This is a genomic window from Algibacter amylolyticus (assembly GCF_014202225.1).
GTDB lineage: Bacteria > Bacteroidota > Bacteroidia > Flavobacteriales > Flavobacteriaceae > Algibacter_B > Algibacter_B amylolyticus.
The window spans coordinates 264,847-288,540 of sequence record NZ_JACHGE010000003.1; the positions used below are offsets into that span (position 1 = coordinate 264,847).

The window sequence follows — 23,694 nt, forward strand, 5'->3', positions numbered from 1 at the left end:
TACAATAAAAGCATTATGGCAACTACAAGTGATATTAGAAACGGATTATGTATACGTTACAACAACGATATCTATAAAATAATTGAATTTTTACACGTTAAGCCTGGTAAAGGTCCAGCGTTTGTAAGAACAAAAATGAAAAGTGTTACTAGCGGAAAAGTTTTAGATAATACATTTTCGGCAGGACACAAATTAGAAGATGTACGTGTAGAAACACATAAATTTCAATATTTATATAATGATGGTGAATTTTATCATTTTATGAATGAGGCGGATTATACGCAAATCCGTTTATTAGAAGCAGCTTTAGATAATCCTGGATTAATGAAAGAGGGAGAAGTAGTTACTGTTTTAATAAATACTGAAGATAATGCTCCTTTATCTGTAGATTTACCTGCAAGTGTAATTCTAGAAGTAACAGCTACAGAGCCAGGTGTAAAAGGAAATACAGCTACAAATGCTACTAAACCAGCAACCGTAGAAACTGGAGCAACTGTAAATGTGCCTTTATTTATTAATGAAGGTGATAAGGTTAAAATAGAAACAGCAAAAGGAACGTATAAAGAACGTGTTAAAGAATAAATAATCAGTCCACAGTTTGCAGTGTTCAGTAAGCAGGTCTTACTTAAACACTGTATATTGCTAACTGAGTACTGACCACTGAATATGAAATTCCCAAAACCACACACTTTAAAACAAATTGCAGATCTTATAGACTGTAATTTTGTAGGAAATGCAGATTTTCAAGTTTTAGGCATGAACGAAATTCATGTTGTAGAGCCTGGAGATATTGTGTTTGTCGACCATCCTAAGTACTACGGCAAAGCTTTAGAGTCGGCGGCTACAATTGTGTTAATTAATAAAGAGGTAGACTGTCCAGAAGGGAAGGCATTACTTGTAAGCGATGATCCTTTTAGAGATTTCAATACACTTACAAATCACTTTAAACCATTTCAAGCTTCAAATACGGCAATTTCAGCTTCAGTAAAAATTGGAAAAAACACAGTAGTTCAACCCAATTGTTTTATTGGAAATAATGTAACAATAGGCGATAATTGCACTATACATTCCAACGTTAGTATTTATGATGATGCTGTAATTGGAAATAATGTTACCATTCATGCTAACTCCGTTTTAGGAGCAAATGCATTCTATTACAAAAATAGACCAGAGGGTTTCGATAGATTAAAATCTGGCGGACGCGTGGTTATAAAAGATCATGTAGATATAGGTGCAGGTTGCACAATCGATAGAGGTGTAACCGGCGATACCATTATTGGCGAAGGAACTAAACTAGACAACCTAATTCAAGTTGGTCACGATACCGTTATTGGTAAAAAATGTTTAATAGCGTCTCAAGTTGGTATTGCTGGCTGCGTTGTTATTGAGGACGAAGTAACACTTTGGGGGCAGGTAGGTACTACAAGCGGTATAACTATTGGTAAAAAAGCAGTGGTTCAAGGGCAATCTGGAGTCACAAAGTCTATAGAAGGCGGAAAAACCTATTGGGGTACACCAGCGCAAGAAGTTCGTGCAAAATTAAAAGAAATGGCATCTGTTAAACAAATTCCTAATCTTTTAAAACGAATAAAAAATAAAGAGATTTAATATAAAAAGTGATTTCAAAAAATTACATTTGTAGAACAATATCCAAATAAGAAAATATGAGTGTTTTAGTTAACAAAGATTCAAAAATTATAGTACAAGGATTTACAGGTAGTGAAGGTACATTTCACGCAGGTCAAATGATTGAATACGGTACCAACGTTGTTGGTGGTGTAACTCCAGGAAAAGGAGGTCAAACACATTTAGATCGTCCGGTTTTTAATACAGTACAAGATGCTGTAGAAAAAGTTGGTGCAGATACTACCATTATTTTCGTTCCGCCAGCATTTGCTGCCGATGCGATTATGGAAGCTGCCGATGCTGGAATAAAAGTAATTATTACAATTACAGAAGGTATTCCTGTTGCCGATATGATTACGGCTTCAAGCTACATTAAAGGTAAAGATTGTAGATTAATTGGTCCTAACTGTCCAGGTGTAATTACGCCAGGTGAAGCAAAAGTTGGTATTATGCCAGGTTTCGTTTTCAAAAAAGGAAAAGTAGGTATTGTTTCTAAATCAGGAACATTAACTTATGAGGCTGCCGACCAAGTTGTAAAACAAGGTTTAGGTATTACTACAGCCATTGGTATTGGTGGCGATCCAATTATTGGAACAACAACTAAAGAAGCGGTAGAGTTATTAATTAACGACCCAGAAACAGAAGCTGTTGTAATGATAGGTGAAATTGGAGGTCAATTAGAAGCAGATGCTGCACATTGGTATAAAGCAAGTGGAAGTAAAAAACCAGTTGTTGGTTTTATCGCTGGCGAAACTGCTCCTGCAGGTCGTACAATGGGACACGCTGGTGCCATAGTTGGTGGTAGCGATGATACTGCACAAGCTAAAAAAGCAATTATGAGAGAATGTGGAATTCACGTTGTAGATTCTCCAGCCGAAATAGGAAAAAAGATTGCCGAAGTTTTAGGATAATCCTTAATACATATAAATAAATCCGTTAGCTATTTTAGTTAACGGATTTTTTTTTAAATAATTTGGGCGTTACCACAAGGGTCGGGCTTTTGGCAGTCGCTTTTTTGTGTTGCATATGTGCAACAACACAAAAAGAGCTTCAACAAATGCCGCAATCCCTAACGCAAAATCATAACAAGTTAAAAACAACAAGGTTTATTTCAACATAACACAGGTATTTGTTATATTTGATTATGTTCAAAAACCCGTTTAAAAACTAACCATTAAATGAATTGTACATCTATCATAAAGCAACACAAAAGCTTAATTAAATAAATGTTTAAGGTGTAACATATCATTTAAAAAAAATAAAATTATAAACATGAAATTATTAGAAGGTAAAACAGCAATTGTTACTGGTGCTAGTCGTGGAATTGGAAAAGGAATTGCGCAAGTTTTTGCTCAACAAGGTGCAAATGTAGCATTCACATACAGCTCATCTGTTGATGCTGCTAACGAATTAGAAAAAGAACTAAATGCCTTAGGTGTAAAAGCTAAAGGATATAAAAGTAACGCAGCCAGTTTTGACGAGGCTCAAAAACTAGCAGAAGAAGTAGCTAAAGAATTTGGTAGCATCGATATTCTAGTTAACAACGCAGGTATTACAAAAGATAATTTATTAATGCGTATTTCAGAAGAAGATTTCGATACTGTTATCGAAGTTAACTTAAAGTCAGTTTTCAACATGACTAAAGCAGTTCAAAGAACCATGCTTAAACAACGTAAAGGCTCAATAATAAACATGAGCTCGGTAGTTGGAGTAAAAGGTAACGCAGGACAAACCAATTATGCAGCCTCAAAAGCAGGAATTATAGGTTTTTCTAAATCTGTAGCTTTAGAGTTAGGATCAAGAAATATTAGAAGTAACGTAGTTGCTCCTGGTTTTATCGAAACCGAAATGACAGCTAAGTTAGATGAAGAAACAGTTAAAGGATGGCGCGCAGGAATTCCATTAAAACGTGGAGGAACACCAGAAGATATCGCTAATGTTTGTGTGTTTTTAGGTAGCGACATGAGTGCGTATGTTACAGGACAAACATTAAACGTTGATGGCGGAATGCTAACTTAAACTTATTTGTCATTCCCTCGAAGGAGGGAATCTCATAAAATATATCAAATTTTTTAATGAGTTCAGAAACTCTATTATACATCATACTCGCTGGAATAGTAGCGCTAGGTTTAGCCCTTTTTCAGTATTTTAATAAAAAGAAAGGCATGTCTAAAATCAACATGCTTTTCTCTTTTTTAAGATTTCTTACCATATTTTCTGTATTACTTTTAATTATCAATCCTACTTTCGATCAAGTTAAGGTAACTACAGAGAAGCCTAATTTAGTTGTAGCTGTCGATAATTCTAGCTCTATAAAACATTTAAAACAGGATAAAAATGCTTTAGATTTTGTTAATGCGTTAAAAGCAAATTCAGACATTCAAAACAAATTTAACGTCAACTATTTTACCTTCAACGAAAGTTTACAAACACTCGATTCTATTAATTTTAAGGGGCAACAAACCAATATAGCAACGGCCTTTAATCAATTAAATGATGTTTACAAACAAACCATAAGTCCAACCATTTTAATAACCGATGGAAACCAAACCTATGGTAACGATTACCAATTCTCTACAAATACATATAAGCAGCCTATTTACCCTATAATTTTAGGTGATACGATTTCGTATACCGATTTAAAAATTGAGCAGTTAAACGTTAATAAATATGCGTATTTAAAAAATCAGTTTCCTGTTGAAGCGATTCTAGTATACAACGGAAACAAAGACGCAAACTCTAAGCTTGTTGTAAAAAATGAAAATACTACGGTATTTTCAAAAGCCATTAGTTTTTCAAAAAATAAAAATTCAAGTGTTGTTAATTTTATGTTGCCTGCAAATAGTGTAGGTGTGAGTAATTATAGAGCCACATTAATTCCGCTGGACGGTGAAAAAAACACCATAAATAATACTAAGAATTTTGCTGTAGAAGTTATAAACGAGCAAACCAAAATAGCACTTGTTAGCGATTATTCGCATCCAGATTTAGGTATGCTTAAAAAAAGTATTGAAAGTAACGAGCAGCGTTCAGTTGCAATTCTAGACTCAAAAAAAATAATTAATCAAATAAATGATTTTCAACTAATTATAATATATCAACCTAATATAAGGTTTAATGATTTGTACACCAAAATAAAGGCGTTAAATAGTAATACATTTACGGTAATTGGTTCGAAAACAGATCTAAATTTTCTAAATAAAGTAACAGAAAATTATTCTCATCTTATTACGCGTCAAACAGAAAATTATCTTCCGGAGCTAAATACTAATTATTCCCCGTATCGTATTGAAGATATAAACTTCGAATCCTTTCCACCATTGTTATCCAACTATGGTCAGGTTAATTTCAAAATACCTTATCAAACCATATTAAACAAATCCATTAACGGCGTTGCAATTGACGAACCATTATTAGCAACCTTCGAAACTAAGGGCAGGAGAGAAGCTGTCTTATTTGGCCAAAATATTTGGCAATGGCGTGCACAAAGTTATTTAAATGAAAAATCGTTTAACCCTTTCGATGATTTTATGGGCAGGCTAATTCAGTATTTAGCTTCTAACAAACAAAAAAGCAGACTAAATTTAGATTACGAATCCTTTTACACAGGAAGCAGAAATGTAATTATTAAAGCTGAGTTTTTCGATAAAAATTATGTTTTCGACCCAAGAGAAACATTAAACATTACGGTAACAGACAAGGTTTCAAAGGCTAGTAAAACCATGCCTTTAATATTAAAAAACAACTATTATCAAGTAGATTTAAGTAGTTTACAACCTTCAGAATATAATTTTACAGTAAAAGCCACTAAGGAAAACATGGCCAAGTCTGGTAGTTTTCAAATCATTGAATATAATGTCGAGCAACAATTTTTAAATGCCAATGTAACAAAGCTAGAAAAATTAGCGACTAACAGTTTGGGTAAAAGTTATTTTATTGCTGATACAGAACAGGTAGTTCAAGAATTATTAAACGATAATCGTTATACGCCAATACAGAAAAGCAGTAAAAATACCATACCTTTGATAGATTGGAAATATTTATTAGCCATAATAGCGTTAAGCTTAGGTTTGGAATGGTTTTTAAGAAAATTTAACGGATTAATATAAATAAGAAAAATGGAAAAATTACCAAAAATTGCAATGCCTTTAATTATTGGGGCAGTTATACTTTTTATTATCATATCAAAATCGCTAGTTACCATTGGGCCTGGTGAAGGTGGTGTGTTATTTCAACCTCTAGGAGATGGTATTAATACAGAGAGAACGTATGGAGAAGGTTTTCATATTGTTGCGCCTTGGAATGATATGATCGTTCAAAAAGTGCGTCAGCAATCTATTTCAGATAATATGAATGTACTTTCTGTAAATGGTTTAGATATTACTGTTAGTGGAACAATTTGGTTTGAGCCAGAATATAAAAACTTAGGTAAATTAATTCAAACTAAAGGTGAGGATTATATCAGAGAATTACTAAGTCCTGCTATTAATGCAGCAGCAAAAAGTGTTGTAGGTCGTTACACACCAGAGCAGTTATATTCTAGTAAAAGAGATATTATTGAGCTAGAAATCCTAGAACAAGTTAGAATAGAATTAGATGGCCAATACGTAAATGTAAAGCGTGTATTAGTTGAAAATGTTAAACTACCTAACACGATTAAAGATGCAATTGAGCGTAAATTACGTCAGGAACAAGAATCTTTAGAGTATGAGTTTAGACTTGAAAGTGCTAGAAAAGAAGCGGAAAAAGTAATTATTGAAGCTGAAGGTAAAGCAGAATCTAACAGAATATTAAGTGCTTCGTTAACCGATAAAATATTACAAGATAAAGGTGTGGACGCGACTTTAAAATTAGCTGAATCTCAAAATAGTAAAGTTATTGTTATTGGCTCAGGAGATTCTGGATTACCTATTATACTTGGTAATCAATAATAATTAATCAAATAATTCAGCTTTTAAAGCAATCCTTTAAAAATTTTGAATTTTTTAAGTGATTATATTTAAAAATATTGAATTGTTTTAATAATTACATTTATTATTAGGATTTATTCATATAAATTTTAGATATTTGTTCAGATAAAAAAAAGAACATGACTTTTATTCAATTACATCATCATTTTCATATTTGCTCTCAAGCGAAGTGAAAATGTATTGAGTAAAATCAGCATATATTTCTAAACCCGTTTGAGACAATCAAGCGGGTTTTTTAATTCTAATGCCAACTAGATTGTTTCAAACTCATAAAAACAAGATAATGAGTAAATTAAGAATTGCAGTACAGAAATCGGGTCGTTTAAATGAAGATTCGATGCAAATATTAAAAGACATTGGTATTTCTATTGATAATGGAAAAGATCAATTAAAAGCTTCGGCTAGAAACTTCCCTGTTGAAGTATTCTATTTAAGAAATGGCGACATTCCGCAATATTTAAAAGATGGTGTAGTAGATGCCGCTATTATTGGGGAGAATGTTTTAATTGAAAAAGGAAATGACTTAAAGTTTGTAGAGCGTTTAGGCTTCTCAAAATGTAAAGTTTCTATTGCTGTTCCTAAAGATTCAAAGGACAATTCATTAAAAGACTTAAACGGAAAAAAAATAGCAACTTCTTACCCAGAAACTGTTAAAAAGTTTTTAAAGGAACAAAATATTGATGCGCAATTACACATCATTAACGGATCGGTAGAAATTGCGCCAAACATTGGTTTAGCCGATGGTATTTGCGACATCGTTTCTAGTGGTAGCACCTTATTTAAAAATGGATTAAAAGAGATTGAAGTTTTATTAAAATCTGAAGCTGTATTGGCTGTTTCTCCAATTTTAAATGATGAAAAACAAGCCATTTTAGATACTATTCAATTTAGAATACAATCTGTTTTAAAAGGTAGAGATTCTAAATATGTTTTGCTTAACGCGCCTAATGATAAGTTGGAAGACATTATTGCTTTATTACCAGGTATGAAGAGCCCAACAGTATTGCCATTAGCGCAAGAAGGCTGGAGTTCTGTACACTCGGTAATTCCTAAAAATGACTTTTGGAATATCATAGAGGGTTTAAAAGCAAATGGAGCACAAGGCATTTTAGTGTGTCCAATTGAAAAAATGGTGCTTTAATCGCTTATCATGAAAATTATAAATAATCCAAATAAAGAAAGTTGGTCGGATGTTTTAAAACGACCTACGCAAACAGTTGGTGATATAGAATCTATCGTTAACGAGATATTTAAAGACGTTTCTATTAACGGCGATAACGCGATAAAAACATATACCGAAAGATTTGATGGTATTCGTTTAGAAAATAATGAAGTTTCAGTTTTAGAAATTGAAAATGCCATTGCCAAAGTACCAGAAAACCTTAAAAATGCTATAATTAAGGCCAAAGGTAATATTGAAGCTTTTCATACCGCCCAAAAAACAGAAAAAGTAGCTATTGAAACTACTAAAGGTGTACAATGTTGGCAGGAAAAACGACCTATTCAAAAAGTAGGTTTGTATATCCCTGGCGGAACAGCGCCTTTGTTTTCAACCGTTTTAATGTTGGCAGTTCCTGCTCAAATTGCAGGTTGTAAAGAGATTGTGCTATGTTCGCCACCAAATAAAGCAGGCGAATTAGCGCCCGAAATTTTATTTGCTGCCAAACTTTGTGGCGTTACTAAAATTATAAAAGTAGGCGGTATTCAGGCTATTGCTGGACTAACGTTTGGAACAGAAACTATTCCACAGGTTTATAAAATTTTCGGACCAGGAAATCAGTTTGTAACCGTTGCCAAACAATTGGCAACTAAGCATGGTGTAGCTATCGATATGCCTGCGGGTCCAAGTGAATTACTAATTGTTGCCGACGAAACGGCAAATGCTTCATATATTGCTTCAGATTTATTAAGTCAAGCTGAACATGGTACAGATAGTCAAGTGATATTGGTGGCGACTTCTAAAACATTAATTGATAATGTTTCAGAGGAAGTTGAGAAACAATTAAATGTCCTTCCCCGTAAAGCGATTGCTGAAAAATCTATTGCTAATTCGAAGTTAATATATGTTGAAAATTATACTATCGCTTTAGAGCTAATTAACGAATACGGTCCAGAACATTTTATTATTTGTGCAGAAAACGAAGATTTGTATGTAGATGGTATAAGTAATGCAGGTTCCGTTTTTATTGGGGATTATACACCAGAAAGTGCTGGCGATTATGCCTCGGGAACCAACCATACATTACCAACTAATGGTTTTTCTAAAGCCTATTCTGGGGTTAATTTAGATAGCTTTTTAAAGAGCATGACGTTTCAAAAAATATCAAAAGAAGGACTTTTAAATATTGGAGAAACTATTGAGTTAATGGCAGAAGCAGAAGGTTTACAGGCTCATAAAAATGCTGTAAGTATTCGTTTAAAAGATTTAAAATGATAAGGTTTAACATCCAAAATATTATTAGAGCGAACGTAAAAGCTATGAAAGCTTATAGTTCAGCGCGAGACGAATATGTTTCCGATGGTTCTAAAATGATTTTTTTAGATGCCAACGAAAATCCATTCGAGAATGGTGTTAATCGCTATCCTGATCCGCTACAGCGTTCATTAAAATCTGTGTTATCGGAACAAAAAAATGTTCTAGAAAATCAAATTTTACTTGGTAATGGAAGCGATGAAGTTTTAGATTTATTGTTTAGAGCCTTTTGCGAGCCAAAGCAAGATAATATCATCACATTACCTCCAACTTACGGTATGTATACCGTGTTATCTAATTTAAACGAAGTTGAAGAGCGTAAAGTGGAGTTAAATGAAAATTTTCAACCAAATGTTGAGGCTATTCTAGACGCCATAGATGAAAACTCAAAAATGCTTTTCATTTGTTCGCCTAATAACCCAACTGGAAACCTTATTTCTTCAGAGAAAATTAAAACATTACTTGAAAATTTTAGTGGCTTAGTTGTTATTGATGAAGCCTACATCGATTTTTCAAATCAAGATAGTTGGGTTTCAGAATTAAGTAATTACCCGAATTTAATCGTAACTCAAACGCTATCAAAAGCTTATGGTTTGGCAGGAATTCGTTTAGGCCTGTGTTTCGCTTCCGCGGAAATTATTTCGGTTTTAAACAAAATCAAGCCGCCGTATAACGTTAATGAGTTAACTCAAAAACGAGCATTAGAGCGTATTTCGAACTTAGAAGCGGTAAAGAAAGAAGTAAAATCGGTTTTAAAAGAACGCGATATATTAATTGAAGCTTTAAAAAATATCAATTTTGTAGAAACCATTTTTCCTACCGAAGCTAATTTTGTTTTGGCTAGGGTAGATGATGCTACTAAACGATACAACCAGTTAATAGCAAACGGGATTGTTATTAGAAACCGAACAACCCAACCACTATGTAAAAACACATTACGTTTTACGGTCGGAACTGCAATTGAAAATAAAACATTAATTTCTGCTTTAAGGCAGTTAGCAATTAGCTAAAAGCATAAATATGAAAAAAGTACTTTTTATAGACCGAGATGGAACATTAGTTTTAGAACCACCTGTTGATTATCAATTAGATAGTTTAGAGAAGCTAGAATATTATCCAAAAGTATTTCAATACATGGCTAAAATAGCCAATGAGTTGGATTATGAGTTGGTTATGGTTACAAATCAAGATGGTTTAGGTACCGATAGCTTTCCAGAAGATACATTTTGGCCTTCCCAAAACAAAATAATTGATGCCTTTGCTAAGGAAGGTGTTGTGTTTTCTGAAGTCTTTATAGATAAAACGTTTCCTCATGAAAATGCAGAAACGCGTAAACCTAGAACAGGCTTATTAACTAAGTATTTTTCTGAAGATTATGACTTAGAAAATTCATTCGTTTTAGGAGATAGAATAACAGATATGGAATTGGCAAAAAATTTGGGAGCAAAAGGTATTTATTTATCTGAAAACCCAGAATTGGGAGCCGATGAAATTGAAACTTCAAAACAGGATATTCAAGATTGTATTGTTTTAACAAGTACAGATTGGTCGGCTATATATGAGTTTTTAAAACTGGAAAGTCGTGTTGAAGAGATTACGCGTAACACCAATGAAACCAAAATTTATATAAAATTAAATTTAGATGGTTCTGGTAAAAATGATATTGATACGGGATTGTCTTTCTTCGATCATATGTTAGATCAAATTGGTCGCCACGGTGCCATGGATTTAACAGTAAAAGTTGATGGCGATTTAGAAGTTGATGAACACCATACTATAGAAGACACTATGATTGCTTTAGGCGAGTTATTTAATAAGGCTTTAGGTAATAAATTAGGTATTGAACGTTACGGATTTTGTTTACCAATGGACGATTGTTTAGCTCAAGTTGCTGTCGATTTTGGAGGTAGAAATTGGTTAGAATGGGATGCCGAATTTAAACGTGAAAAAATTGGTGATATGCCAACCGAAATGTTTTTCCATTTATTTAAGTCGTTTACAGACGGGGCTAAATGTAATTTGAATGTAAAAGCAGAAGGTGTTAACGAACACCACAAAATAGAAGGTATTTTTAAGGCTTTTGCAAAAGCTATGAAAATGGCTGTAAAAAGAGATCCTAACAAAATGTTTTTACCATCAACTAAAGGAATGCTTTAATGAAATTAGTTATAATAAATTATGGCGCTGGCAATATAAAAAGTATTCAGTTTGCCTTTAAAAGATTGGGTGTGGATGCTATTTTATCTAATAATCCAGATGAAATTAAAGCGGCCGATAAAATAATTTTCCCTGGAGTTGGTGAAGCAAGTACTGCTATGAACATGCTTAAGGAAAGTGGGTTAGATAAATTAATTCCTACCTTAAAACAACCCGTTTTAGGAATATGTTTAGGTATGCAATTACTTTGCAAACACACAGAAGAAGGCGATACTAAAGGAATTGGTATTTTTCAAACGAATGTAAAACGCTTTACAAACGAGGTAAAAGTGCCGCAAATGGGTTGGAATGTCATTAAAGATTTAAAATCTGATTTGTTTAAAGGCATAAAAGAAAGCGAATACATGTATTTGGTGCATAGTTATTATGCAGAGCATTGTAATGAAACTATTGCTAAAACAGATTATGGACTTAATTATGCTTCTGCTTTGCGACACGAAAACTTTTATGGTGTTCAGTTTCATCCAGAAAAGAGCGGCATTGAAGGCGTTAAAATATTAAAGAACTTCCTAAACTTAGAAGTTAAAAGTTAGATATTAAAGGGATTATAATGAAAAACGAATTAATACAACGAACAAAACAATTCGCATTAGATTGTTGGGGGTTTTGTTTCAAAGTTCCAAAATCTAGAGAGTATAATGCATTCGTTAATCAATTAATAAGAAGTTCGAGTTCAGTTGGTGCTAATTATAGAGCATCACAGCGTGCAAAATCAACAGCAGATTTTATAAATAAATTAAAAATTGTTGAAGAAGAAGTAGATGAAAGTGTTTATTGGTTGGAAATTTTTGAAGAAATTCTTTCTGAACATTCTGAAGAAGTATTGATGCTTCAAAAGGAAGGTAAAGAGCTGTTAGCAATAACTGTTGCCTCAATTAATACAGCAAAGAGAAATCAAAAACGTAATTAATTTAAACATCAACAATCAAACTTTTAATATTTTATATTTAACTTTTAATATTCAGAAATGAGAATAATACCAGCAATAGATATTATAGACGGAAAATGTGTTCGCCTTACAAAAGGTGATTACGATACTAAAAAAATATATAACGAAAACCCTTTGGAAGTTGCTAAAATGTTTGAAGGGTCGGGCATTGAGTATTTGCATTTAGTAGATTTAGATGGTGCCAAGGCGAAGCATATTGTCAACTATAAGGTCTTGGAACAAATAGCTTCAAAAACAAAGTTAAAGATAGATTTTGGTGGTGGTTTAAAAACTAACGAAGATTTACATATTGCTTTTAATTCTGGAGCAAGACAAGTAACAGGAGGTAGTATTGCCGTAAAAGATTCAGAAACCTTTGAAGGTTGGATTTCTAAATATGGAGGAAATAAAATTATTTTAGGAGCTGATAGCGATGCTGGAAAAGTTTCCATAAGTGGCTGGATGGAACAAAGTAAGGAAGACGTTATTCCGTTTATTAAAGGCTACCAAAAGAAAGGTATTCAATATGTTATTTGTACAGATATTTCTAAAGATGGTATGCTAGAAGGTCCTTCTTTCGATTTATATAAAGAAATTATTGATTCTTGTAGTAACAGTAGTAGCGGACAGTCTATAAAATTAATAGCATCAGGTGGAATTTCTCATATCGATGAATTACCTAAATTAATCGAATTAGGTTGTGAAGGCGTTATAATAGGAAAAGCCATTTACGAAAATAGAATTAAACTTCACCAATTAGAAAAATTTGTATAATGCTAACAAAAAGAATTATACCTTGTTTAGATATTAAAAACGGACGAACTGTAAAAGGTGTCAATTTCGTTGATTTAAGAGATGCAGGTGATCCTGTTGAACTGGCTAAACAATATGCAAATCAAGGAGCAGACGAATTAGTGTTTTTAGATATTTCTGCTACTTTAGAAGGTCGCGGAACCACTTTAGACATGGTTCTGCATGTAGCCGAACAAGTTAATATTCCATTTACCGTTGGTGGTGGAATTTCTAGTGTAGAGCATGTTGATGCTTTATTACAATGTGGCGCAGATAAGGTGTCTATCAACTCTTCTGCTGTTAAAAGACCGAAATTGGTAAATGAATTATCAAATAAATTTGGAAGCCAATGTGTTGTTGTTGCTATTGATGCAAAACAAATAGATGGCCAATGGAAAGTGCATTTAGCAGGCGGTAGTATTCCAACAGAGATTGATTTATTTGAATGGGCAAAAGAAGTTGAAGAACGCGGAGCAGGAGAGATTCTATTCACATCCATGGATCATGATGGTACTAAAAATGGATTTGCAAATGAAGCTTTAGCTAGATTATCTGAAGAATTAAACATTCCCATAATAGCCTCTGGTGGTGCCGGAAATGTACAACACTTTGTAGACACTTTTAAAGATGGAAAATCTGATGCAGCCTTGGCAGCAAGTGTGTTTCATTTTGGTGAAATTCCAATTCCAGAATTAAAAAAAGAATTAAAAAGTAATAATATAGAAGTACGATTATAAATCGCGCGTGTTATGCTTAACTCGGTTTGGCATTTCAATAATAAAAATTAATCATGACCATAAAATACGACTCAAACGGATTAGTTCCAGCTATTATTCAAGATGCAACAACAAAAAATGTGTTAATGTTGGGCTATATGAATGCTGAATCTTACCAGAAAACTTTAGAAACAAAGAAGGTTACTTTTTTTAGTAGAAGTAAACAGCGTCTTTGGACTAAAGGTGAAGAAAGCGGTAATTTTTTAAACCTTGTTGATATCAAAAACGATTGTGATAACGATTCATTACTTATTCAAGTAAATCCAGTAGGGCCAACATGTCATAAAGGAACAGATACCTGTTGGGAAGAAGAAAATACATCCAATTATGGTTTCTTTTCTACTTTAGAAGATGTTATTGCAGAACGTGTAGCTAATAAGGATACCAAAAAATCTTATGTGGCTAGTTTGTTTTCAAAAGGTATAAATAAAGTGGCTCAAAAAGTAGGCGAGGAGGCTGTTGAAACCGTTATTGAGGCTATGGATAATAACGATGAGTTATTTTTATATGAATCGGCAGATTTAATGTTTCATTACTTAATGCTTTTACAAGCCAAAGGATTTACCTTAAAGGATATTGAGAAAGAATTAATGGGAAGACAAAAGTAAATAGATCCTTTTGAAAAAATACTTCTACCTTATTACCATTCAATATTTGGGTTATCGTTTTCACGGTTGGCAAAAACAACCAGATGTAAAAACCTTGCATTTAATGGTGGATAGAACATTTAATTTCATTCTAGAAGGTAAACGTTTTAAGAGTTTAAGTTCGGGCAGAACGGATGCTATGGTTTCGGCAGAATGTGCAGCTATAGAACTTTTTTTATATGAACCTATAGAAGACTTAACAGCTTTTTTAGACCTTTTTAATCGTAATTTACCTCAGGATATTCGCGCTTTAAATATTAAGGAAGTCGATGCTCAGTTCAATATTATTCAAAATTCAAAAATAAAAGAATATTTATATCTTTTTGCACATGGCGAAAAATGCCATCCGTTTTGCGCACCTATCATGACTACCATCCTTGATGAGTTAGATATTGATATTATGAAACAAGGTGCTAAGCTTTTTGAAGGTGAGAACTATTTAAAAACCTATTGCTATAAACCTACCGATAATGGTATTTATACACGAACCATATTAACTTGCGAGCTAATAGAAAACAATCTATACACTGCCAACTACTTCCCAAAGCAAACTTATATACTACGAGTTAGAGGTAAAGGGTTTATGCGCAATCAAATCAGGTTAATGATGGGAACTCTTATAGACTTGGGTAAAGGTAAACTTACCATTAAGGATATTCAAGATACATTGGTTCCTCATAGTAATATTAAGATGAATTATATAGCGCCAGCTTCAGGGTTAATTCTTAATAAAATAGAGTTTGAATAATCTTAATTCACTCTAAACAGTATATATAAAAGGCGTTTTACGCTGTTTTCACTTCCGTAAGTACTTATTTCATTTTGAAATGAGCAAGGATTTTATTCATACGAACAAACCGTATTGCCACTCATATTATAATTTAGCGGTAAGAAAGAAAGATACAACACATCCTTCTTTCAAATAAATATTAACCTTTAAAATTACAATTATGAATTATTTAAATATGAATGAAGAGGAAGTATTACCTGTGGTGATGGAATTAAATATTTTATTAGCAGATTATCATATATACTATCAAAAACTTCGTAGTAATCACTGGAATGTAAACGGAAAAAACTTTTTTGATTTACATGAAAAGTTTGAAGAATTATACAATGATGCCAAAATAAAAATCGATGCTATTGCAGAGCGTGTTTTAACATTAAGATATAGTCCTATGAGTAAAATGAAGGATTATTTAAAAACAGCCACAATACATGAAGATAGACCAATTAAATCGGATCAAGATATGGTTGATGAAACCTTAAATGATCATAAAATTTTATTGAAACAAATGTCGAAAGTTATCGAAAAGGCTAATAAAATTTCAGATGAAGGTACCATCGATTTAATTGGTGCTTACATAAGAGAATTAGAGAAATCTAGTTGGATGCTAAACGCTTGGGCTACTAGTAAAATCGAGCAACCCCAAAAAAGGGAGCTTATAAGCTAAAACAAGTCAAATAGACTTATTATTTAACTTTTAACCCTTTAAAAATTTTTAATTATGACAGACGAATTTAATAAAGCATACGAACTTATATCAGGTAAATTAACAGGATGGTTGGAGACCATTATTACCAACTTGCCAAACTTAGCAATAGCTATAATCGTTATGGTGGTATTTTATTATATCTCCAAATACGTTTCAAGGCTAGTAGGAAAGTTGGTTTCTAAAAAAGTACACCAAGATTCTTTAGTCTCTATAATCACTAAAATAACTGCTGTAGCCATAATAGCTATAGGTTTGTTTTTAGCTTTAGGTGTTTTAAATTTAAGCAAAACCTTAGAAACTTTAATTGGAGCTGCTGGTGTATCTGGTTTAGTAATTGGTTTAGCCTTACAAGGTACTCTAAGTAATACTTTTGCAGGTATTGTACTAAGTTTTAGAAAGAGTGTAGAATTAGGACATTGGGTAGAAACCAATGGATATTCTGGTGAAGTTGTGGAAATCAGTTTAAAAAACTTCGTAATAAAAGAATCTGATAACAACATGGTTTTAATTCCCAATAAATCCATTCTAGAAAACCCATTGAAAAACTATTCATTAACCACTAAAATGCGTGTTTTTATTGAGTGTGGTGTAGGTTATGAATCTGATTTGGACGAGGTAAAACGTTTAACACAACAAACAATAGCTAATGAATTCGATCAGGTTAAAAAACCAGAAGATGTAGAGTTCTACTATACCGAGTTTGGAGGAAGTTCTATTAATTATTTATGTCGTTTTTGGATTGAATCAGAAAGTATGCTCGAAAAGCTAAAGGCAAAAACAAATGCTATTATCGCTATTAAAAAAGCTTACGATAAAGCAGGAATTAATATACCATTCCCAATTAGAACATTACAATTTGATAATAAGTTAGCCATCGACAAAGAGGTGGTAAATAAAGAGTTTTCAAATAATTAAGATATAGCATCTTTGAAAATGAAATAATAATTAATAAAAAAAACAAGAAAAATGAAAAATTTGGTATACATATTAGTATTGGTTTTTAGTGGAACTATTATGGCTCAAGAAAAGCCATCGGAAGTAAAAGAAGAAGTAGAAGTTAAAACTATTAAATATAAAGATAGTGATAGCACTACGGAGAGTAAGGTAAAGGTAATAACCAGAGAAACATCAAACGTGAAGTTGGAGGGTGCAGATGCCGAAAAAGTAAATCAAGATCGTGTATCTACAACAAAAAAAGTGGAGAAAATGATTATGGTAGATGATGATGCCGACCCAGCATATGATTTTCTTACCAAGGAAACCTTTTATATCTCAGAAGATAAAAACTATAAGTTTACCCCAAACAAAAAAGGCTTTGATATAGCTTTTAATAACAACACCAACCAGTTTGTAAAAACTGGAAATGCTTGGGAGTCTTCAACAAACGGTCATTATATAGTGAGCGGAGAAAATAAAAATGGTATTGGATATTTTGATAGTGAAGGAAACTTTATTGTAGAATATTACGATTATAATTTAAAAGATATCATGAAGATTAAATATAATAAGGCTGTTAGCAGTTTAAAATAATATTTTCATGTTAAGATAAAAATAAAAGTCCCGATTCGTTCGGGACTTTTTGTATTTTAGAACCTTGTAAAACTAATTTTAGCTATGAGTGTACAGGTACCACAGTCCGTTTTTAAATTTTTCAAAAAATTAGAAAAAAATAATAATCGTGATTGGTTTAACGATAACAAACCAGAATTTAAGGCGGCCGAGAAAGAGGTTAAAGTATTTTATAATGCTGTGTTAGATAATCTTAACAAGCATGACGAAGTAGATAAATTAAAAGTTTTTAGAATTTACCGCGATGTGCGCTTTTCAAAAAACAAACTCCCTTATAAAACACATTTTGGCGGGTCTTATAACAGGATTAATCCCAAATTAAGAGGTGGTTACTATGTGCATTTGCAACCAAATAACGAAAGTTTTATAGCTACAGGGTTTTGGCAACCGGAAAAAGAAGATTTATTGCGTATTCGAAAAGAATTTGATATGGACGATTCTGAAATAAGAGCAATTTTATCCAGCAAAGATTTTAATTCTATTTGGGCAGACCACTTTATTGGCGACGAAGTAAAATCGGCTCCACGCGGATTCCCAAAAGACCATCCTGCTATAGATTTAATAAAGAAAAAACAATACATCTTCACAAAACACTATAGCGATAAGGAAGTATTAGATGCTAATTTTATTAATGAAATTGATACAGCGTTTAAAGCAATTCGTCCTTTTTTCGATTATATGAGCGATGTTTTAACCACAGATTTAAATGGCGTTTCGTTAATTGATTAAGGTAACTAACGCTACTTGTGCGTAATCCTAAACATAAGTTTATTATAAATAAATTTAAACGGCCGTTAGTAATTCGGGCTTTTCAAATAATTGAATATGGCTTAGTAAGCGTTCTTTAACAATATTCATCATGCGTTTATTTAAAGCCGAAGAGTTTTTAATATAAATAGCATATTCTTCAACAGTAAAAACACCAATAATCATTCCCTTCATTGAGTTACGAAGCTTCATGTCTTTTTGAATCGCATTTTCAATATAATCCATACGTTTTTCTAAGCTTAAATCATAAAACACAGATTTGTGTTTGGTAATGTAATTTTTAAATACTTCAATTAATAAATCGTTTTGAAATTTTATGGTTGGTCGCAGTACTAAATTTTGAAAACGCTCATCGGCACTCATATTGTCGTTAATGGTAGTACTTAAAATTTGAGGTCGAATACTTTTAAGATTGAATTGTCTAGAGTCCATTATTTTAGATTTTTACTAAAATTATCGATTATACCTGCTGCATTTAATTTTTCGAATTATAATTGTTAACGAGGTTATCAACATTCAGGAATTTTTTATCTTTAAAAAAAATTAAAACGATGAGATTTCACACCAGAAAATGGATTAAGCCAGAAGATTTAAATGCTAACGGAACCTTATTTGGCGGCCGATTATTAGAATGGATAGACGAGGAGGCTGCTTTATATTCCATAGTGCAACTAGATAATCAAAAAGTAGTAACAAAATACATTAGCGAAATAGATTTTAAAACCTCGGCAAAACAAGGTGATGTTGTCGAAATAGGTATTGAAGCTATAAAATTTGGAAAAGCATCTTTAACCTTAAGTTGCGAAGTTAGAAATATGAGAACTAGAGAAACCATAATAACGATTTCTAATATTGTTATGGTAAATATTGGTGCTAACGGGCAGGCTTTGCCGCATGGAAAAACCGAAGTAGAGTATGTTGCGGATAGATTGCGATAACCTTGTGAATAATTAGATGTTATAAAAAGCTACTTTAATTAACCAAAATAGCTTTTTTTAATATGCTTCAAGATTGTTGTTTTATTCCTATTTCATAAAGGCTATAAAATATAATAATTAGTTTTTGTTTTTTAGAAGATTTTTAATGTCTTCTACGTCTTTTTCTAATACATGTAGTTTTTGGGTTAAGGCTTCATTTTTCGCTTTTAACAATTCAATTTCTTGTGTTTGCTCTTGGATAGCTTTAACAATGGGTGCAAAAAAATCATTATATCGAACACTTAACATGCCTTCTTTATCCTTAGTTATTACTCCATTACTATCGGTATCATTCTTTTGAAAAGCATCTTTTAATTCTTGGGCAATAAAACCATATTCAATTCTATTGTTTTCATCGTTATTTCGATAATAAGATACAGGGCGTAAGTCGTTTATAAATTTTAAGCCTAGATTCGAGTCTTTAATAGTATTTTTCCATCTTTTATCAGAAGTAATCGTCCAAGCGACTTGTACTCCTGCATACGTTATAGCAGTACCACCAATGCGTACCTGATTGCTTGCTGTTGGATCAGGAACAGAAGATAAATATCCAATGGCTGTATTGTTACTACCTGAAGTGATATTATCTAGGGCTCTATAACCAACTGCTGTATTATTATTTCCTGTTGTATTTAATCTTAAAGATTGATATCCAAAAGCTGAATTATAATTCCCTTCTGTGTTAGCATTAATAGCAATATATCCCATTGCTGTATTATAGTTTCCAATAGTGTTATTTGGCAATGCACTGTAACCAGACGCCGTATTACCAATCCCTGATAAATTATCAAAAAGGGAACTACCTCCTAATGCTGTATTATAATTCCCAGATTCATTTGTTCGTAAACTGTTTACGCCTATAGATATATTGTAATTCCCGTTTAAATTCGATGTCATAGCACCAAAACCAATAGCCGTATTATACAGTCCTGTTAAGTTATTAAAAAGTGAATTTACGCCACTTGATGTATTGCCAGCTCCCGATTCATTAAATAACATTGAATTTACACCACTAGCAGTATTGTTATTACCTGTTGTGTTATTATTAAGAGCATTTACTCCTGTTCCAGTATTGTTGGTTCCAGTTTCATTTTCCCTAAGAGAATTATTTCCAATAGAGGTATTATTAGCTCCCGATATATTAGAATAAAGGGCGTTAGCTCCAACGGCAGTATTACCAGCTCCTGTTTCATTAGTAAATAGTGAATTAGCGCCAATAGCGGTATCACTACTCCCTGTTGTATTGGCTGTTAGAGCGTTGTGCCCAATTGCAGTATTATAGCTTGCAGAAGTATTGCTGCTTAGTGCATTAGCGCCGTTAGCAGTATTGTAGCTACCTGTTGTGTTAGTAAATAAGCTGTTAGCTCCAGTGGCAGTATTCTCGTAACCAGTGGTATTAGAGTTAAGCGAATTTAAACCTATGGCCGTATCGCGTCTTCCTGACACCACAGAAGAAAGTGCGTTAACACCAAAACCAGTACTAGTTTGGTCTAGTAACCCTGCAACAATATTGTTTCGTTTAAAAACTAGATCCTCATCATCACTAGTTCCAATAAAATTTAGAGTGTCATCGGTTCCTGCATTTCCTAGAATATCCCAATTCGTATTAGTTGCATTATCGGTTACAAATTTTAACCATTCGGTACCATTCCAATAGTAATAACCTGGAGTAATACCACCAACATTTGCAGTGTTATAAATTAATAAACTGGCTACCGGAGTAGTAATCGTTGTATTATCTGTTTTTGATGCTAAAGATATTCTGGGTATTAACAGACCTTTATTAGGCGAACTAATATCCAAAATAGCAGAAGTTTTGGGACTTGTTGTTCCAATACCTACTTGTGCATTGATATTCTGTTGTAAAAAAAACAAAAAGAATAGTAATCCTAAAGTTGTAAGTTTTTTCATTGTAGATTGGTTGCTAAAAGCGAGGGGAGCCATTAAATAATGCGTAAATTTATTATCAACCAATGAATAAACCAAGAATATTTTAATAAAATAGATGAGAAGCAATACTAATTATATATTTATAAAAATATTATCTATTAGTTTCGTTTCTCTGCAATAAAACCACTCTTTTTTTGTGCTATATTACACCTTTAATAGGTGTGAAAATTAAAAGTAAATTAATAGGAGGATAGGGAAATTGAATACGTAAAAACTCGATTGAAGGCAGATAATCCAATTTATCTTTAAAAATTATAATCATTTTTTTGATTTTATTGCAGAAAACGCAACGAATCATGCATCCATTATAGATTTTATAAAAATAAAATAACAATGCAGTCTAAATTTTCGATTATCTGTATTATAATTTAACTTTGTGTTCTTTAAAAATTTAAATTATTTATGAGCAAAACATTGTTTGACAAAGTATGGGATTCGCATGTTGTTAGAAATATTGCAGATGGACCAGACATATTGTATATAGATCGTCATTTAATTCATGAAGTTACAAGTCCTGTAGCCTTTGTAGGGTTAGAAAGTAGAGGTTTGAGTGTTTTATACCCAGAGCGCACATTTGCGGTTGCAGATCATAACACCCCAACTATTAACCAACATTTACCAGTAGAAGATCCATTATCTGCTAATCAATTAAAAACATTAGAAGATAACGCTAATAAGTACGGTATTAGTCACTGGGGATTAGGTCATGCAAATAATGGTATTGTTCACGTTGTAGGTCCTGAAAACGGAATTACAGTTCCTGGAGCTACAATTGTTTGTGGAGATTCACATACATCAACTCACGGTGCTTTTGGTGCTATTGCTTTTGGTATTGGAACTTCGGAGGTTGAAATGGTGCTTACTACACAATGTATTATGCAGCCTAAGCCAAAGAAAATGCGTATTAGCGTTAATGGCACATTATATAAAGGTGTTACACCTAAAGATGTTGGTTTATATATCATTTCAAAATTAACAACTTCTGGTGCTACTGGATATTTTGTTGAGTATGCAGGTGATGTTTTTGAAAACATGTCTATGGAAGGTCGTATGACGGTTTGTAACTTATCTATCGAGATGGGTGCACGTGGTGGTATGATTGCTCCAGATGATAAAACTTTCGATTATATAAAAGGTCGTCCTAAAACACCTAAAGGTGCAGGTTGGGATACTGCTATGGAATATTGGAGTACATTAAAAACTGATGATGATGCTGTTTTTGATAAAGAAATAACTTTTGATGCTAACGATATTGAACCTATGATTACATACGGTACAAATCCAGGTATGGGAATGGGAATTTCTAATAACATTCCAACTGCAGAATCTGTTGAAGGTGGTAAGGCAACTTACGATAAATCTTTAGCATACATGGGTTACGCAGAAAATGAGCAAATGATTGGTAAGAAAATCGATTACGTATTTATTGGTAGTTGTACCAATGGTCGTATTGAAGATTTTAGAGCGTTTGCATCTATTGTTAAAGGAAGAAAAAAGGCCGATAATGTAACAGCTTGGTTAGTTCCAGGTTCGCATATTGTTGAAGCTAAAATTAAAGAAGAAGGTTTACTTGATATTTTTGAAGAAGCTGGTTTTGTTTTAAGAGAACCAGGTTGTTCGGCTTGTTTAGCTATGAATGATGATAAAGTACCTGCAGGAAAATATGCAGTAAGTACATCAAACAGAAACTTTGAAGGGCGTCAAGGACCAGGATCTAGAACGTTATTAGCTAGTCCATTAGTAGCTGCGGCTGCTGCGGTAACTGGTGTGGTAACAGACCCTAGAGAATTATTATAAATAGTTATTGGCTAGTGGTTGTTGGTTATTAGTACTTAACAATCATGAAATTTTGAACATTAAAATGATTACCCAATAACTATTAACAAAAAACGGATAACAAAAATTATGGCTTACGATAAATTTACAACATTAACGAGTACTGCAGTTCCTTTACCAATAGAGAATGTAGATACCGATCAAATTATACCAGCACGTTTTTTAAAAGCTACAACACGAGAAGGTTTTGGAGATAATTTATTTCGTGACTGGAGATACAATGGTGATAATACACCAAAAAAGGATTTTGTTTTAAATAACCCTATCTACAAAGGAAAAATATTAGTAGGAGGAAAGAATTTTGGTTCTGGATCTTCTAGAGAGCATGCTGCATGGGCGGTTTACGATTATGGTTTCCGTTGTGTAGTATCTAGTTTCTTTGCAGATATTTTTAAAAATAACTGTTTAAACATTGGTGTATTACCAGTACAAATTAGTCCAGAATTCTCCAACGAGATTTTTGAAGCTATATATGCTGATGCTAATACAGAGTTAGAAGTAAACCTAGAGAAACAAACCATTACATTATTATCTTCTGGTACATCTGAATCTTTTGATATTAATGGTTACAAAAAAGGTAACATGCTAAATGGATTTGATGATATCGACTATTTACAAAGCATGAAAAGTGAGATTGAAACATTCACAGAATCTCGTCCTTTCTAAATA

General features: G+C 32.7%; 25 protein-coding genes. 23 read left to right on the forward strand and 2 right to left on the reverse strand.

Translation table 11 applies throughout. The annotated features are described in order from the left end of the window. The first annotated feature begins 15 nt into the window (after positions 1-15). The 20 genes from efp to HNQ90_RS08930 all read left to right on the forward strand — a co-directional run bounded on the left by efp (position 16) and on the right by HNQ90_RS08930 (position 18,223). The gene (gene efp / locus HNQ90_RS08835) at positions 16-582 is read left to right on the forward strand and encodes an elongation factor P (RefSeq protein ID WP_144115887.1); all 567 of its coding nucleotides are present in this window, start codon (positions 16-18) and stop codon (positions 580-582) included. Positions 583-666: 84 nt separating this feature from the next. Next, positions 667-1,608 carry a UDP-3-O-(3-hydroxymyristoyl)glucosamine N-acyltransferase gene (locus tag HNQ90_RS08840; RefSeq protein WP_144115886.1) on the forward strand — a complete coding sequence of 314 codons (942 nt, stop codon included), beginning with the start codon at positions 667-669 and terminating at the stop codon, positions 1,606-1,608. 56 nt (positions 1,609-1,664) lie between these two features. Further along, the gene (gene sucD / locus HNQ90_RS08845) at positions 1,665-2,537 is read left to right on the forward strand and encodes a succinate--CoA ligase subunit alpha (protein ID WP_144115885.1); all 873 of its coding nucleotides are present in this window, start codon (positions 1,665-1,667) and stop codon (positions 2,535-2,537) included. Between the two features lie 361 nt (positions 2,538-2,898). Then, positions 2,899-3,645: a 3-oxoacyl-[acyl-carrier-protein] reductase gene (gene fabG / locus HNQ90_RS08850; protein WP_092850838.1), complete on the forward strand. Its 747-nt coding sequence runs from the start codon at positions 2,899-2,901 to the stop codon at positions 3,643-3,645. A 56-nt stretch (positions 3,646-3,701) separates the two neighbouring features. Next, positions 3,702-5,735, forward strand: a complete 2,034-nt coding sequence (locus HNQ90_RS08855) for a vWA domain-containing protein (RefSeq protein ID WP_144115884.1) — start codon at positions 3,702-3,704, stop codon at positions 5,733-5,735. 9 nt (positions 5,736-5,744) lie between these two features. Further along, on the forward strand, positions 5,745-6,557 hold the full coding sequence (locus HNQ90_RS08860) for a prohibitin family protein (protein WP_144115883.1): 813 nt from the start codon (positions 5,745-5,747) through the stop codon (positions 6,555-6,557). Positions 6,558-6,879: 322 nt separating this feature from the next. Next, positions 6,880-7,737, forward strand: a complete 858-nt coding sequence (hisG, locus tag HNQ90_RS08865; RefSeq protein WP_092850842.1) for an ATP phosphoribosyltransferase — start codon at positions 6,880-6,882, stop codon at positions 7,735-7,737. Between the two features lie 9 nt (positions 7,738-7,746). Beyond that, complete coding sequence (gene hisD, locus HNQ90_RS08870) at positions 7,747-9,030, forward strand: histidinol dehydrogenase (RefSeq protein ID WP_144115882.1); 1,284 nt, start codon at positions 7,747-7,749, stop codon at positions 9,028-9,030. Then, the gene (gene hisC, locus HNQ90_RS08875; protein ID WP_144115881.1) at positions 9,027-10,079 is read left to right on the forward strand and encodes a histidinol-phosphate transaminase; all 1,053 of its coding nucleotides are present in this window, start codon (positions 9,027-9,029) and stop codon (positions 10,077-10,079) included. Before hisD ends, hisC begins: the two co-directional genes overlap by 4 nt. 10 nt (positions 10,080-10,089) lie before the next feature. Beyond that, positions 10,090-11,226, forward strand: a complete 1,137-nt coding sequence (gene hisB, locus HNQ90_RS08880) for a bifunctional histidinol-phosphatase/imidazoleglycerol-phosphate dehydratase HisB (RefSeq protein WP_144115880.1) — start codon at positions 10,090-10,092, stop codon at positions 11,224-11,226. Further along, a complete protein-coding gene (gene hisH, locus HNQ90_RS08885; RefSeq protein ID WP_144115879.1) occupies positions 11,226-11,819 on the forward strand; it encodes an imidazole glycerol phosphate synthase subunit HisH in 594 nt (197 codons plus the stop codon). The genes hisB and hisH overlap by 1 nt, the downstream gene beginning before the upstream one ends. A 17-nt stretch (positions 11,820-11,836) precedes the next feature. Next, entirely contained in the window at positions 11,837-12,196 is a 360-nt protein-coding gene (locus HNQ90_RS08890; protein WP_144115878.1) for a four helix bundle protein, read from the forward strand. A gap of 57 nt (positions 12,197-12,253) precedes the next feature. Beyond that, positions 12,254-12,988 (forward strand): 1-(5-phosphoribosyl)-5-[(5-phosphoribosylamino)methylideneamino]imidazole-4-carboxamide isomerase, encoded by a 735-nt coding sequence (gene hisA, locus HNQ90_RS08895; RefSeq protein WP_144115877.1) that lies wholly within the window; start codon positions 12,254-12,256, stop codon positions 12,986-12,988. Continuing rightward, a complete protein-coding gene (gene hisF, locus HNQ90_RS08900; RefSeq protein WP_144115876.1) occupies positions 12,988-13,743 on the forward strand; it encodes an imidazole glycerol phosphate synthase subunit HisF in 756 nt (251 codons plus the stop codon). Before hisA ends, hisF begins: the two co-directional genes overlap by 1 nt. A gap of 53 nt (positions 13,744-13,796) precedes the next feature. Continuing rightward, a complete protein-coding gene (hisIE, locus tag HNQ90_RS08905) occupies positions 13,797-14,390 on the forward strand; it encodes a bifunctional phosphoribosyl-AMP cyclohydrolase/phosphoribosyl-ATP diphosphatase HisIE (RefSeq protein ID WP_144115875.1) in 594 nt (197 codons plus the stop codon). A 4-nt stretch (positions 14,391-14,394) separates the two neighbouring features. Then, positions 14,395-15,177 carry a tRNA pseudouridine synthase A gene (locus HNQ90_RS08910; RefSeq protein WP_172625844.1) on the forward strand — a complete coding sequence of 261 codons (783 nt, stop codon included), beginning with the start codon at positions 14,395-14,397 and terminating at the stop codon, positions 15,175-15,177. Between the two features lie 202 nt (positions 15,178-15,379). After that, positions 15,380-15,883: a Dps family protein gene (locus HNQ90_RS08915; RefSeq protein ID WP_144115873.1), complete on the forward strand. Its 504-nt coding sequence runs from the start codon at positions 15,380-15,382 to the stop codon at positions 15,881-15,883. Positions 15,884-15,937: 54 nt separating this feature from the next. Further along, positions 15,938-16,840 carry a mechanosensitive ion channel family protein gene (locus HNQ90_RS08920; RefSeq protein ID WP_144115872.1) on the forward strand — a complete coding sequence of 301 codons (903 nt, stop codon included), beginning with the start codon at positions 15,938-15,940 and terminating at the stop codon, positions 16,838-16,840. Between the two features lie 51 nt (positions 16,841-16,891). Further along, on the forward strand, positions 16,892-17,455 hold the full coding sequence (locus HNQ90_RS08925; RefSeq protein WP_144115871.1) for a hypothetical protein: 564 nt from the start codon (positions 16,892-16,894) through the stop codon (positions 17,453-17,455). An 84-nt stretch (positions 17,456-17,539) separates the two neighbouring features. Continuing rightward, a complete protein-coding gene (locus HNQ90_RS08930; protein ID WP_144115870.1) occupies positions 17,540-18,223 on the forward strand; it encodes a DUF2461 domain-containing protein in 684 nt (227 codons plus the stop codon). Between the two features lie 54 nt (positions 18,224-18,277). Here the strand turns inward: HNQ90_RS08930 and HNQ90_RS08935 are convergent, their stop codons facing one another. Continuing rightward, positions 18,278-18,694: a glyoxalase gene (locus HNQ90_RS08935; protein WP_144115869.1), complete on the reverse strand. Its 417-nt coding sequence runs from the start codon at positions 18,692-18,694 to the stop codon at positions 18,278-18,280. 119 nt (positions 18,695-18,813) lie between these two features. Between HNQ90_RS08935 and HNQ90_RS08940 the strand changes: the two genes are divergently transcribed. Further along, the gene (locus HNQ90_RS08940; RefSeq protein ID WP_144115868.1) at positions 18,814-19,200 is read left to right on the forward strand and encodes an acyl-CoA thioesterase; all 387 of its coding nucleotides are present in this window, start codon (positions 18,814-18,816) and stop codon (positions 19,198-19,200) included. A 117-nt stretch (positions 19,201-19,317) separates the two neighbouring features. Here HNQ90_RS08940 and HNQ90_RS08945 read toward each other — a convergent pair whose 3' ends face one another. Next, complete coding sequence (locus tag HNQ90_RS08945) at positions 19,318-21,150, reverse strand: tail fiber domain-containing protein (RefSeq protein WP_172625837.1); 1,833 nt, start codon at positions 21,148-21,150, stop codon at positions 19,318-19,320. Between the two features lie 441 nt (positions 21,151-21,591). On the opposite strand from HNQ90_RS08945, the gene leuC reads away from it, so the two are divergent. Both leuC and leuD read left to right on the forward strand, forming a co-directional pair. Next, positions 21,592-22,986 carry a 3-isopropylmalate dehydratase large subunit gene (gene leuC, locus HNQ90_RS08950; protein WP_144115866.1) on the forward strand — a complete coding sequence of 465 codons (1,395 nt, stop codon included), beginning with the start codon at positions 21,592-21,594 and terminating at the stop codon, positions 22,984-22,986. A 108-nt stretch (positions 22,987-23,094) separates the two neighbouring features. Next, positions 23,095-23,691, forward strand: a complete 597-nt coding sequence (gene leuD, locus HNQ90_RS08955; RefSeq protein WP_144115865.1) for a 3-isopropylmalate dehydratase small subunit — start codon at positions 23,095-23,097, stop codon at positions 23,689-23,691. Positions 23,692-23,694: the final 3 nt, after the last annotated feature.

Bases quoted from the DNA above. Each gene is read 5' to 3' on its own strand.
- hisF (WP_144115876.1), top strand. From the start codon at position 12,988: ATGCTAACAAAAAGAATTATACCTTGTTTAGATATTAAAAACGGACGA.
- hisIE (WP_144115875.1), top strand. From the start codon at position 13,797: ATGACCATAAAATACGACTCAAACGGATTAGTTCCAGCTATTATTCAA.
- HNQ90_RS08940 (WP_144115868.1), top strand. From the start codon at position 18,814: ATGAGATTTCACACCAGAAAATGGATTAAGCCAGAAGATTTAAATGCT.
- hisH (WP_144115879.1), top strand. From the start codon at position 11,226: ATGAAATTAGTTATAATAAATTATGGCGCTGGCAATATAAAAAGTATT.
- HNQ90_RS08945 (WP_172625837.1), bottom strand. From the start codon at position 21,150: ATGAAAAAACTTACAACTTTAGGATTACTATTCTTTTTGTTTTTTTTA.
- leuC (WP_144115866.1), top strand. From the start codon at position 21,592: ATGAGCAAAACATTGTTTGACAAAGTATGGGATTCGCATGTTGTTAGA.
- sucD (WP_144115885.1), top strand. From the start codon at position 1,665: ATGAGTGTTTTAGTTAACAAAGATTCAAAAATTATAGTACAAGGATTT.
- HNQ90_RS08915 (WP_144115873.1), top strand. From the start codon at position 15,380: ATGAATTATTTAAATATGAATGAAGAGGAAGTATTACCTGTGGTGATG.
- HNQ90_RS08930 (WP_144115870.1), top strand. From the start codon at position 17,540: ATGAGTGTACAGGTACCACAGTCCGTTTTTAAATTTTTCAAAAAATTA.
- hisB (WP_144115880.1), top strand. From the start codon at position 10,090: ATGAAAAAAGTACTTTTTATAGACCGAGATGGAACATTAGTTTTAGAA.
- HNQ90_RS08855 (WP_144115884.1), top strand. From the start codon at position 3,702: ATGAGTTCAGAAACTCTATTATACATCATACTCGCTGGAATAGTAGCG.
- hisA (WP_144115877.1), top strand. From the start codon at position 12,254: ATGAGAATAATACCAGCAATAGATATTATAGACGGAAAATGTGTTCGC.
- HNQ90_RS08840 (WP_144115886.1), top strand. From the start codon at position 667: ATGAAATTCCCAAAACCACACACTTTAAAACAAATTGCAGATCTTATA.
- HNQ90_RS08935 (WP_144115869.1), bottom strand. From the start codon at position 18,694: ATGGACTCTAGACAATTCAATCTTAAAAGTATTCGACCTCAAATTTTA.
- leuD (WP_144115865.1), top strand. From the start codon at position 23,095: ATGGCTTACGATAAATTTACAACATTAACGAGTACTGCAGTTCCTTTA.
- hisG (WP_092850842.1), top strand. From the start codon at position 6,880: ATGAGTAAATTAAGAATTGCAGTACAGAAATCGGGTCGTTTAAATGAA.
- HNQ90_RS08920 (WP_144115872.1), top strand. From the start codon at position 15,938: ATGACAGACGAATTTAATAAAGCATACGAACTTATATCAGGTAAATTA.
- hisC (WP_144115881.1), top strand. From the start codon at position 9,027: ATGATAAGGTTTAACATCCAAAATATTATTAGAGCGAACGTAAAAGCT.
- HNQ90_RS08860 (WP_144115883.1), top strand. From the start codon at position 5,745: ATGGAAAAATTACCAAAAATTGCAATGCCTTTAATTATTGGGGCAGTT.
- HNQ90_RS08890 (WP_144115878.1), top strand. From the start codon at position 11,837: ATGAAAAACGAATTAATACAACGAACAAAACAATTCGCATTAGATTGT.
- hisD (WP_144115882.1), top strand. From the start codon at position 7,747: ATGAAAATTATAAATAATCCAAATAAAGAAAGTTGGTCGGATGTTTTA.
- HNQ90_RS08925 (WP_144115871.1), top strand. From the start codon at position 16,892: ATGAAAAATTTGGTATACATATTAGTATTGGTTTTTAGTGGAACTATT.
- efp (WP_144115887.1), top strand. From the start codon at position 16: ATGGCAACTACAAGTGATATTAGAAACGGATTATGTATACGTTACAAC.
- fabG (WP_092850838.1), top strand. From the start codon at position 2,899: ATGAAATTATTAGAAGGTAAAACAGCAATTGTTACTGGTGCTAGTCGT.